Source organism: Micromonospora hortensis (assembly GCF_022230935.1).
GTDB lineage: Bacteria > Actinomycetota > Actinomycetes > Mycobacteriales > Micromonosporaceae > Micromonospora > Micromonospora hortensis.
Genome location: NZ_JAKKFE010000026.1, coordinates 484,103 through 495,778 on the forward strand (window position 1 = coordinate 484,103; position 11,676 = coordinate 495,778).

Annotated in this window: 5 protein-coding genes; 1 reads left to right on the forward strand and 4 read right to left on the reverse strand. The window is 66.9% G+C overall.

Annotated elements, in window-relative coordinates:
- Nucleotides 1-6 precede the first annotated feature (6 nt).
- The 4 genes from NIE111_RS20760 to glgX form a co-directional block, all read right to left on the reverse strand.
- Complete coding sequence (locus tag NIE111_RS20760; protein WP_238685952.1) at nucleotides 7-3,243, reverse strand: NACHT domain-containing protein; 3,237 nt, start codon at nucleotides 3,241-3,243, stop codon at nucleotides 7-9.
- A 403-nt stretch (nucleotides 3,244-3,646) separates the two neighbouring features.
- Nucleotides 3,647-5,371 (reverse strand): malto-oligosyltrehalose trehalohydrolase, encoded by a 1,725-nt coding sequence (gene treZ / locus NIE111_RS20765; RefSeq protein ID WP_238685953.1) that lies wholly within the window; start codon nucleotides 5,369-5,371, stop codon nucleotides 3,647-3,649.
- Entirely contained in the window at nucleotides 5,368-7,674 is a 2,307-nt protein-coding gene (gene treY / locus NIE111_RS20770; RefSeq protein WP_238685954.1) for a malto-oligosyltrehalose synthase, read from the reverse strand. Before treY ends, treZ begins: the two co-directional genes overlap by 4 nt.
- 1 nt (nucleotide 7,675) lies before the next feature.
- The gene (gene glgX / locus NIE111_RS20775) at nucleotides 7,676-9,793 is read right to left on the reverse strand and encodes a glycogen debranching protein GlgX (protein ID WP_238685955.1); all 2,118 of its coding nucleotides are present in this window, start codon (nucleotides 9,791-9,793) and stop codon (nucleotides 7,676-7,678) included.
- A gap of 480 nt (nucleotides 9,794-10,273) precedes the next feature.
- Between glgX and NIE111_RS20780 the strand changes: the two genes are divergently transcribed.
- Nucleotides 10,274-11,545, forward strand: a complete 1,272-nt coding sequence (locus NIE111_RS20780; RefSeq protein WP_238685989.1) for a glycosyltransferase family 4 protein — start codon at nucleotides 10,274-10,276, stop codon at nucleotides 11,543-11,545.
- Nucleotides 11,546-11,676 lie beyond the last annotated feature (131 nt).

Genomic DNA, 11,676 nt, shown 5'->3' on the forward strand with positions numbered 1-11,676 from the left:
ACCACTCTACTTAGGCTTTGCCTCTCCTTGATCACGTTCGAAAAATCGGACCGGCATTCCCATGCTTTCCCAGATACCGACAAGGTTGACTTCTTTTAGCAGAGGCAAAATTAGCTCGGCTGCCAACAGCACGAGCCTACGCCTGTCCACCCACTCGCCGAGCTGCGTGAATGCGGCACCGCACTCCTCGATCCTGAGACGAACGGACACCGGGAGGGCATCGAATATCCTGCGAATCTGGACGCGATCGTCGCCCCAGATCAACATGCCCGCCAAGAGCGGCGCGACGCAACCGCGAGCGCCGAAGCTGTTTAGCAAGTGGTCATTAATTTCACCATCATTTACCCACTGAGGGTACTGCGCAATCAGCAACGAGTACGGCCACATGTCGATGTAACGGTGCTCTCTGGCCTCTGCGGCATCTATCAACAGGCGGACATCAGCTACAGAGAATTGTTCTGGGTTGCGCGTAATATACGCTGCCAGGAGAGAAGGCGCGAGGAAACGGGGGGATTCCGACAGGCGCCGTAATATATTAACCGCAGCGGCGGAAACATCCGAGGCGTCATCCGGACTCGTGAACCCACGCGCCACGTAACCCGCGAACGCTACCTCGCGGTCGCTGCTATCGATATAGTACCCCTCTCCAACAACCCCGAGTCCAGCATTCATAAATATGGATTGGTGACGTCTGAACATCAGCAGGGGAATGTGCACTGAAGGTTGCATTACTTCCCCTCGAGATCGCTCGACAGCGCTTTCTTGGGCCAACGGTTGGATTTCAGTAAGATCGAAATCTGATACACATGCCTGCCACACCTGAACCATCTTGGCCCACCAGCCGGTCGGGTCCACTTCATCTGGCGCGATAGAAGCTAACCCCACAGGCCTTTCTTCGACTTCGAGCAGCAACATGATGAGATTTGCCGTGTAGGTAGCAAAGCGCTGGAGCGACGACTCACCAGAAGGTGAGTATGCGGCGAACCGACCACTGTCCCACCTCTCTTCAGCGCTTTTTAGTAGAGTCCGCAGGATTTGCCGAACACCCTGCCTGGTAAAGTCAGGAAGAGCTTCATGTAGCTGCCCCACGAACGGCAGGATTGCCGCGCCGCCGATGCTGATCAACTGGTGCGATAGCAAGGCATATAGGCGGTCATCGTCCCAGTTCTGCGACGACGGGCGGTTCTGCGATTCCCAAAGATCGACTAGCTCGTTCAGAGCGAGACTGGCAATTAGGTATTCACTGAAGGTAGCATGCAAAAATTCGTAGCTTCGGCCTTCGAGGCCCTCATCGACCTCTGCAGCATGCATGAAGAAGAATTTTCCCAGCAATTGCCTTGCCGCTGTGAGTGCCGTGCCTCGTCGTTGCACCTGCCGCCGAGGCGTAGCCGTGTCGAGCGCCTCGAGATCCGCCAAGAGCAAGTGTTCCTCGATATAGTGCCGGCCACGGTTGAACATGCCGAAGGCAGCGATTCCCAAGCGCCAAAGCTCGGCTTGCGTCTGCTCCTCGCGCAAATCCGCAGGGTTGACGTCAGGCGCTTTCAACAACTCTCGTTTAATGAATCGACGAAGAATGTCGCCATAGATTCGTGCCGGCGTCGATGCCGCCTCCACCTGTGGGAGCGGGTTAGTGGAGCCATACAGAATGAGCAACAGCAGCAATAATGGCTGCCGGGCGATTTCACCATAAGAGAGAATCGCGTCGGCCGATGGGATGCGAGACGGTGCTGCTGGATTAGCCTGACTCCAAATATCGAGGCAGGCCTGCACCTGCTCGGGGCTGAAGTTGTCCAATTTGACGACTAAGGAGCCGATCGGAATCCGAGCAAGATCCGCTACCAGTGTCCGCGAGGTGACGACGACCGAAACGGGATGGCCCGAAAGCCGCTCAACGCGCTGAAACTCAGCGACGTTTTCCAAGTAGTTTGACTCGGCGTGCCCAGAGGCCTGCATGAACTCGTCCAAGCCATCAATCAGTAGTACTCGCGTCGCGTCCACTGCGGCTTCGCTAAGCTCGGTCCACGAGGTACGCCCGTTGGTGGCTTTGTCGAGGACGCCGGAGACTTGCTGATGGATAGGAGCGGTCGGGTCCGACACCTGACGCAGCGGCACCCGCGCAACCGCATATGCTTCAGATCCGGACAAGCGCGCTGCGCATACCTTTGTGAACATGCTTTTGCCGGCCCCGGGTAAGCCCAATACAATTAGTGGCCTGTCGTGGCTTTGTGGGGAGGAAAAATATGCAGCCAGGAACGTGTCAAGGTCGCTCCCGTGCTCAGCGTGCGTCCACCAGTTGTCGTCTGCCGGCCGCGACTTCTGATCCATGACTTTCCAGCGAAATGTCGGCGTGAGGTAGCCGTCCCGGACCGTCGGGATCCGAAGCTCTGCTAAATCGTCGGAGGAGTCAGTGGCCACCAACGGTTCGGCGAGGACGGCCCGGTTGATGGCAGCATTGACTTGCCGGGTGCGGTTCCCAACGCGCTCGACTTTCCCAGCAAGCGACATCATTATATTTTCGAGGCGACTCAAGGAATTACCAGCACGGTGAACCGCATCCTGAGTCACTTCACTCTCGCCCAGCGCCGCCCAAATTCCGAACTCTGGCACCTCAGCGGCAAGTAACTTGTACTCCACCTCGTAGCGGCGTATAGCCTTACCAACAATGTCCTGCACTAGAGGGTCAGTGGCCCGCACTGAATCAATGCGAAGCCAAATTTCGAAGTTTTGCAGGAAACCTATACACCGCAAGGTCAAGGCCTGGTAGAACGGCTGCACTACCTCGTCACGGTTGGCTCGGAATCCGCAACCGGCCCACGGCAGCCCAACCGAGGCACTTGCGAGCCCTCGCTGCAAACCGCCCTGCGCCAGTTCCGGCTGGGCACCGTGGACGAGGCGCCGCTTGTCGTCTTCAACGAGTCCGATATCATCGCAGATCGGACCTACCGTCTCGCGGAACGCGGCAAAGAACGCTCCATACGTCAGGGCCGTGTGGGTCGCCGCGAGCAGATCGTAGCGTTCGGGGGTGCGTTTTCCTCCAAGGCGCGCTCGTCCGGCAGACGCAAATTCGCCAAGAATCTTGATCAACTCGTTCTTCTGATCAACCCAGCCCCAGGCTGCCAGCCCGAACGGGCCTGCGGCCAGCACGCCGACGCCAAGCAATGCATCCAAGGCTTTGAGCCATTTGGCGCCCGGTCCAGACAGAATTTCGCGTGCACCTTCGAGGGTGTACGGGGAAGAGGCCACCCGATGAATGATTGCGTGCCTTTAGTGAACCGTCAAGGTCCATGACCTTCCCGGTCGAGGTGACCCGGCTCCGTATACCACCGCCAACGTCGTACACAACCTCGGCTTCGTTGGAGCTTCGCCGCTGCCGTCTCGGTTGCAAACGAGTACGTCTAAACCCGACCACTGCCCTTCTCCTAGCTGGATTGGCCGGCCGCACGTTGGCCCGTCCGGAAAGACCACAAGCGGCGTTGGCCAGCTAGGACTGTCCGCTGAAGCCTGCCACCGATGACACCTCCGTATCACCGCCTATACCACGCATGCTCTTGGCGAAAGCCCTCGATAGCTAGTTGATCTCCTAGAGTTCTGTAGGCCATTGTCGTGCTTCGTCGGTTCAAAAACGGGTCCGCACAATTCGCATCCCTCAGAGTGCCACGATCGCCGCTGTCTCCGCAGGCAACTGGATCCGGTCCCGCATCACCGTGACCCCCTCCCCCGTGGCCAGCAGCACCCGCCGAGCCACCCCAGGCAGCGACACCCCCTGCCCCCGCCCAGCCAGGTTCGCCACGACAAGCGTGTCCCCCCGCCGCATCACCAGGAACTGGTCCCCGTGCTGCACAGAAACAGCATTCAACCGAGGATCCGAGAGATCCGGAAGCGACCGACGCAGCCCGATCAACCGCTGGTAGAACGCCAACATCGAAGCATGCTCAGGCTTGTCCAGCTCGGCCCAGTCCAACCGCGACCGCACGAACGTCTCCGGGTCCTGCGGATCGGGCACGTCCCCTTCAGGCCACCCGTGCGCGGCGAACTCCCGCCGCCGCCCGGTCCGCACCGCGGAGGCCAGCTCCGGCTCCGGATGCGAGGTGAAGAACTGCCAAGGCGTTGAAGCAGCCCACTCCTCCCCCATGAACAGCATGGGAGTGAACGGCGCCGTCAGCAGCAACGTGGCCCCAACGCGCAGCAGTGAAGGCGACAGAGAAGCCGAGATCCGATCCCCGGTAGCCCGGTTCCCGATCTGGTCGTGGTTCTGTAGGTAGGCCACGAACCGGTGCCCCGGCACCCGAGGATCAACAGGCCGCCCGTGGTGCCGGTTCCGGAAGCTGGACCAGGTGCCAGCGTGGAAGAACCCGCCGGTCAGCACGTCAGACAACGTCTCCAAAGAGCCGAAGTCCCCGTAGTAGCCCTGCCGCTCCCCCGTCAGCAACGTGTGCAGCGCGTGGTGGGCGTCGTCGTTCCACTGGGCGTGCAGCCCGAACCCGCCAGCCTCGCGTGGGGTGATGACCCGCGGGTCGTTGAGGTCGGATTCGGCGATGAGCGACAGCGGCCGACCCAGGTGCGTCGACAGCGACTCGACGGAAACCGCCAGCTCTTCCAGGATGGGAACGGCCCGCGAGTCGTGCAGGGCGTGGACGGCGTCCAGGCGTAGGCCGTCGACGTGGTAGTCGCGCAGCCACATGAGCACGCTGTCGATGATGTAGCGGCGTACCTCGTCGGAGTGCGGGCCGTCCAGGTTGATCGAGCGGCCCCAACTGTTGCTCTGCTCGGCGAGGTAGGGCCCGAACTGCGGCGCGTAGGCCCCGGAGGGCCCGAAATGGTTGTAGACAACGTCGAGGATCACCCCCAGACCGCGAGCGTGGGCGGCGTCGACGAACCGTTTCAGGCCGTCGGGGCCGCCGTAGGGTTCGTGTGGGGCGTACCAGCAGACGCCGTCGTACCCCCAGTTGTGTTCGCCGTTGAAGGCGTTGATCGGGAGCAGTTCGATCAGGTCGACGCCCAGGGACACGAGGTGGTCGAGGCGGTCGATGGCCGCGTCGAAGGTGCCTTCCGGGGTGAAGGTGCCGATGTGCAGCTCGTAGAGGATGCTGCCGGGCAGTTGCCGGCCGGTCCACGCGCTGTCTGACCACGCGAAGTCGGCGTGGTCGTAGCGGCGGCTCGGCCCGTGCACTCCCGCAGGCTGCCACGGTGACCGGGGGTCGGGCAGTGGGGTTTCGTCGTCGTTCAGCAGAAAGGAGTAGTCGAGGCCGGCGTCGGGCACCTCGACCCGCCACCAGCCGTCGGCGGCGGCGCGCATCTCGTGGTCGGTGTCGCCCGCCAGGCGCAGCCGCACCCGGGTGGCGCCCGGTGCCCAGACGGAGAATTCGGTCATGAAACGGCCTCCTCGGCAGCGGTGGGAGGAGCCAGCAGAGCCACGGGATAGTCGGCCAGAAGGTCGTCCAGAGGGGTCTCCCCGCCACTGTAGACCCGGCCGGTGAACAGGTCCTTCATCTCGTGAACGGGAAGTGACAGAGCTGTGTCACACCACCCACCGGCGCGTGCCAGGCCCAGCGGCAGCCGGGTCGCCACGGCGATCGCGCCGCCCCGGTCGAAGGCCACCACGTGTCGGCCCACCGGCCCGTGCGCGGGCACCGGCCGGTAGGTGGTGAACAGCTCGGGATGCGCCCGCCGCAGCCGCAGGGTCCGCGACACGACGAGCAGCTTCGCCGCTCCGTCGGTGTCGACCGGGGGACGCCAGCCGCCGTCGATGCGTGCCAGCAGCTCTCGGCGTACGTCGAAGTCGACCGGGCGGCGGTTGTCCGGGTCGACGAGGGAGTTGTCCCACAGCTCGGTGCCCTGGTAGGTGTCCGGCACACCGGGCATGGTGAGTTGGATCAGCTTCTGCCCGAGCGAGTTGCACCAGCCGGCCGGGGCGATCGCGGCGGCGAGTTCGGTCAGCTCGTCGTGCAGGCTCGGGTCGTCGTACATCTGGTCGACCACTGCGTGCACTGCCTGTTCGAAGGCCGGGTCGGGGTCCGCCCAACTGGTCGAGGCCCCGGCCTCCCGGGCGGCCTTCTCGACGTACGCGTGCAGCCGTTCCCGCTCGATCGGCCACGCGCCGACGGCGGTCTGCCAGAGCAGGTGGGCGAACGCCGGGTCGGGCAGTGGCGCGTACTCCATCCAGGTCTTGACCTGCTCGGCCCAGCGGCCCGGCAGTTCGCTGAGCACGGCGAGGCGGGCGCGGACGTCCTCGCCGCGTTTGGTGTCGTGGGTGGAGAGGGTGGTCATGCTGGCGGGCCAGCGGACCTGTTGGGCGTTGGCGAAGCGGTGGAACTCCGCTGGCGGCACCCCGAAGTGGGAGGGGTCGTCGCCGACCTCGTTGAGCGCCACGAACCGGGTCCAGCGGTAGAACGCGGTGTCCTCCACGCCCTTGGCCATCACCGCGCCGGTGAGCTGCGGGAAGCGTTGGGCCAGCTCGTCGTCGGGGTTGCGCAGTCGGCGGGTGACAGCGTCCAGGGCGCCGGCCAGGTCGGGGCGGCGGCGGCCGGCCTCGGAGCGGGCGGCGGCGAGGTGCCGGGCGCCGTGCGGCGGGTAGCCCCGGTAGACGGCGAACGCTGCGGCCAGCTCGGCGAACGCCACGCGGGCCTGCTCGGTGGGCACCTCGGGGGCGAGGGCGGCCAGCCGGGTCAGCTCGGCGGCGAGCAGTTGGGTGGCGGCGGCCAGCTTGGTGGTGTGGGTCAGGTCCTCCCAGGAGGTGTGCTGCCCGGTGAGGCGGTTGTCCAGCGCGGTGAAGTCACCCTCGGCGTCGGTGTCGACGAAGAGCCCGCCGACAGCGGCCAGGGCGTCGTAGCCGGTGGTGCCGTCCACCGGCCAGTCCGGCAGCTCCTCGCCGTACTCCAGGATCTTCTCCACCACGAGCCAGGCGTCCGGCGCGGCGGCCCGCAACCGGGCCAGGTAGCCGGCCGGGTCGCGCAGGCCGTCCGGGTGGTCGACGCGGATGCCGTCGACCTCCCCGGCGGCGGCCCAGCGCAGGATCAGCTCATGGGTGGCGGCGAAGACCGCCGGGTCCTCCACGCGCAGACCCGCCAGGCCCGCGATGGCGAAGAACCGGCGGTACGTCAGCTCGGCGTCACCGCGCCGCCAGGAGACCAGCTCGTAGTGCTGCCGGTCGTGCACCTCGCGGGCGCTGCCGTCGCCGGTGCCGTCGGCGACCGGGAAGCGGTGCTCGTGGTAGCGCAGCTCCCCGTCGACCACCTTCAGGTCGTCGAGGGCAGCCGAGTCGTCGCCCAGCACCGGCAGTAGCAGCCGGCCCCGGTCCCAGTCGATGTCGAACCAGTCGGCGTACGCCGAGTCGCGCCCCCGGCGCAGCACGTCCCACCAGGCCGGGTTGGCGGCCGGTACGGCGACCCCGGCGTGGTTGGGCACGATGTCGACGACCAGGCCGAGCTGCTTGTCGCGCAGGGCGGCCAGCAGCCGCTGCCGGGCGGCCTCCCCGCCCAGTTCCGGGTTGACGGCCCGGTGGTCGACCACGTCGTAGCCGTGCTGGGAGCCGGGGGCGGCGGTCAGCAGCGGGGCGCTGTAGAGGTGGCTGACGCCGAGGTCGTCCAGGTAGTCGACGATCGCGGCGGTGGCGTCCAGGTCGAAGCCGGGGCGGACCTGGATCCGGTAGGTGGCAGTGGGAGGGGTGGCCGTCATGTCAGATCGTCCTCTCCAGCACGACGAGGGAGCGGTCCGGCACCCGGATGGTGCCGCCCGCGCTGATCACCGTGGCGTCGTCCGGCTCGGGTTCGGCGGTGCTGATCACCCGTTCCCACTTCTGGCCGTACTCGCTGCCGGGCATGGTGAAGTCCAGGGGCGCGTCGTGGGCGTTGAAGCAGAGCAGGAACGACGCGTCGTGGTGCTTCTGGCCGTACTGGCCGCGTTCGCGGATGCCTTCGCCGTTGACGAAGAGCGCCACCGAGCGGCCGAAGTCGTTGCCCCAGTCCTCGCCGGTCATCTCCCGCCCGTCCGGGGTGTACCAGGCCAGGTCGGGCAGCGGCTCGTCGATGCCGCGCCCGTTCACCGGCAGGCCGGTGAAGAACCGGCGACGGCGGAACACCTGGTGACGCTTGCGGAACGCGGTGAGCGTCTGCACGAACTCCAGGAGTTGCTCGTCGGCGTTGTCCCAGTCGACCCAGGCCAGCTCGCTGTCCTGGCAGTAGACGTTGTTGTTGCCGTGCTGGGTGCGGCCCAGTTCGTCACCGTGGCCGATCATCGGCACGCCCTGCGACAGCATCAGGGTGGCCAGGAAGTTGCGCCGCTGCTTGGCCCGCAACGCGAGGACCGCCTCGTCGTCGGTGTCGCCCTCCACCCCGCAGTTCCAGGACCGGTTGTGGCTCTCGCCGTCGCGGTTTTCCTCGCCGTTGGCCTCGTTGTGCTTGTCGTTGTAGGACACCAGGTCGTTGAGGGTGAACCCGTCGTGCACGGTGACGAAGTTGATGCTGTGGAACGGTCGGCGGCCGTCGTCCTGGTAGAGGTCGGCGGAGCCGGAGATCCGGGACGCGAACTCGGCGAGGGTGGCCGGCTCGCCGCGCCAGAAGTCCCTTACGGTGTCGCGGTACTTGCCGTTCCACTCCGTCCACAGCGGCGGGAAGTTGCCCACCTGGTAGCCGCCGGGGCCGACGTCCCACGGTTCGGCGATGAGCTTGACCTGGCTGACCACCGGGTCCTGCTGCACCACCTCGAAGAAGGTGGAGAGCCGGTCCACCTCGTAGAACTCGCGGGCCAGGGTGGCCGCCAGGTCGAAGCGGAAGCCGTCGACGTGCATCTCGGTCACCCAGTAGCGCAGCGAATCCATGATCAGTTGCAGCGAGTGCGGGCTGCGAACGTTGAGGCTGTTGCCGGTGCCGGTGTAGTCGACGAAGTAGCGGCGGTCCTCCTCGCTGAGCCGGTAGTAGCTCGGGGCGTCGACGCCCTTGAAGCTCAGCGTCGGGCCGAGGTGGTTGCCCTCGGCGGTGTGGTTGTAGACCACGTCGAGGATGACCTCGATGCCGGCCGCGTGCAGGGCCTTGACCATGCCCCGGAACTCCTGCACCTGCTGGCCGGTCCGGCCCAGCGCGGAGTAGCCGTGGTGCGGGGCGAAGAAGCCGATGGTGTTGTAACCCCAGTAGTTGCGCAGCCCCAGGTCGACGAGCCGGTTGTCGTGGATGAACTGGTGCACCGGCATCAGCTCGATCGCCGTCACCCCGAGCCGGGTCAGATAGTCGATCATCGGCGGGGAGGCGATGCCCGCGTACGTGCCGCGCAGCTCCTCCGGGATGTCCGGGTGGCGCATGGTCAGCCCACGCACGTGCGCCTCGTAGATCACCGAGTGGTGGTAAGGGGTGCGCGGCGGCTTGTCGTTGCCCCAGTCGAAGTACGGGTTGACCACCACCGACTTCGGCATGAACGGCGCCGAGTCGGTCTCCGACATCCGCTCCGGCTCGTTCAGGTCGTAGTCGTAGACCGCCGGGTCCCACTCCACGTCACCGTCGATGGCCTTGGCGTACGGGTCGATCAGCAGCTTGTGCGGGTTGCAGCGCAGCCCGTTCGCCTGGTCGTACGGGCCGTACACCCGGTAGCCGTAGCGCTGGCCCGGTTCGATGCCCGGCAGGTACGCGTGCCACACGTAGGCGTCCACCTCGCGCAGCTCGACGCGGCGTTCCGCGCCGGTGTCCCACTCGTCGAAGAGGCACAGCTCGATCCGCTCGGCCACCTCGGAGAAGATGGCGAAGTTGGTGCCCATCCCGTCGTAGGTGGCGCCCAGGGGGTACCGCTCGCCCGGCCAGACCTGCATGTCGCTCCTTAGACCATGGTTATGTGCGCACCGGCCGAGATCGCCCGCGCGCACGCAGGTAGTGCCCCCGGCCCGGACGCGCCAATCCATCCTTTCAGGCGACGGGCGAAAACCGCCCGTCTGATGCGCGCTACACCACTCGGGTGTCCTCCGTCACGATGACCCTTTTCGAGGTGCGTTCTCGGGTCCGATGCACTTTCCTTGACCGGGGACAAGCGTTCGCGCGTGCCCGCCTGGCCATCTGCCACCCCTTACACCTCTCGCTCCGCCGCCACTGACGTCGGCGCGCTTCACCATGCATGGACGGAGATTGATGTGACACTGCGGGTCGACGAGCAGCTCGCTGCCACCAAGGACCGGGCCCACCGGCCCACCCTGACTTCCCGGCCCCCCGCGCAGTCCGGTCCCACCACGCAGCCCGGCACGCCAGTGCCGGCGCAGTCCGGCCCCGGGGTGCCCCCGCAGACCCGCCGCATCCTCATGCTGTCCTGGGAGTACCCGCCGGTGCTCGTCGGCGGTCTCGGTCGCCACGTGCACGCGCTCTCCGTCGCCCTCGCCGCCGCCGGCCACGAGGTCACCGTCGTCACCCGCCACTCCGAGGGCGCGCCCCTGGAGGAGTACGCCGACGGCGTACGCATCCTGCGCGCCCCCGAGGACCCGGTGGCCTTCCCGCTCGCCACCGGCTCGCTGCTGGCCTGGACGATGGCCTTCAACCACACCCTCACCCGCACCGCCCTGCGCGCCACCCAGGCCGGCTCGTACGACGTCATCCACGCCCACGACTGGCTCGTCGCGCACACCGCCATGACGTTGCGCGACCACCTGGACATCCCGCTGGTCAGCACGATCCACGCCACCGAGGCCGGTCGGCACCAGGGCTGGCTGCCGGAGGAGATGAACCGCACCATCCACGGCGTCGAGCAGTGGCTCAGCAGCGAGTCCAACCGGGTGATCGTCTGCTCCGGGTACATGCGCGACGAGGTGAACGCGCTCTTCGGCGTACCGGCCGGACGGGTCGACGTCGTCGCCAACGGCGTGGAGCCGCACCGCTGGCGGGTGCCCGCCCGTGCCGTGGCCGCCGCCCGCGCCCGCTTCGCCGCGGACGGCCCGCTGGTCACCTTCGCCGGCCGCCTGGTGTACGAGAAGGGCGTCCAACACCTGATCGAGGCACTCCCCCGGCTGCGCGAGCGGCACCCCGGGCTGCGTGCCGTGATCGCCGGTGACGGCCCGTACCGCGCCGAGTTGGAGGCCGACGTGCACCGCCGCGGCCTCGGCGGCATGGTCACCATGCCGGGCTTCCTGGGCGGCACCGACCTGCCGGCGCTGATGGCCGCGTCCGACTGCTTCGTCGTGCCGAGCATCTACGAGCCGTTCGGCATGGTGGCCCTGGAAGGCGCCGCGGCCGGCGCCCCCCTGGCCGTCGCCGCCACCGGAGGCCTCGGCGAGATCGTCGAGCCGGGCGTCACCGGGATGACCTTCCGCCCGCACGACCCGGACAGCCTCACCGACGCCGTGGACGCGCTGCTGTCGGATGCCGACCGTTCCCGCGTCATGGCCCGCCGCGCCCGCCGGATGGTCCACGACCAGTACGGCTGGGCCGCGATCGCCCAACGCACCGCCGCCAGCTACGCCGCCGCCATCCACCACGACGCCGCGTTCACCGCCGAACGCGCCGAGCAACGGATGTCGCAGGGCCGGGCCCTCCCGGCGCTGCCCGAGGGCAACCTGCTCGCCGCCGCCGGCCTGCGCTGACCTTCGTCCTCCAGGCCCGACTCCGGCTCGGGCTCAGGCTCAGGCCGGGCTCGGACTCGGGCCGGGCTCAGGCCGGGCTCGGACTCGGGCCGGGCTCAGGCCGGGCTCAGGCCGGGCTCAGGCCGGGCTCC

Excerpts from the sequence above, each read along its gene's own strand:
- treY (WP_238685954.1), bottom strand. The coding sequence starts at position 7,674 with ATGACGGCCACCCCTCCCACTGCCACCTACCGGATCCAGGTCCGCCCC.
- glgX (WP_238685955.1), bottom strand. The coding sequence starts at position 9,793 with ATGCAGGTCTGGCCGGGCGAGCGGTACCCCCTGGGCGCCACCTACGAC.
- NIE111_RS20780 (WP_238685989.1), top strand. The coding sequence starts at position 10,274 with ATGCTGTCCTGGGAGTACCCGCCGGTGCTCGTCGGCGGTCTCGGTCGC.
- treZ (WP_238685953.1), bottom strand. The coding sequence starts at position 5,371 with ATGACCGAATTCTCCGTCTGGGCACCGGGCGCCACCCGGGTGCGGCTG.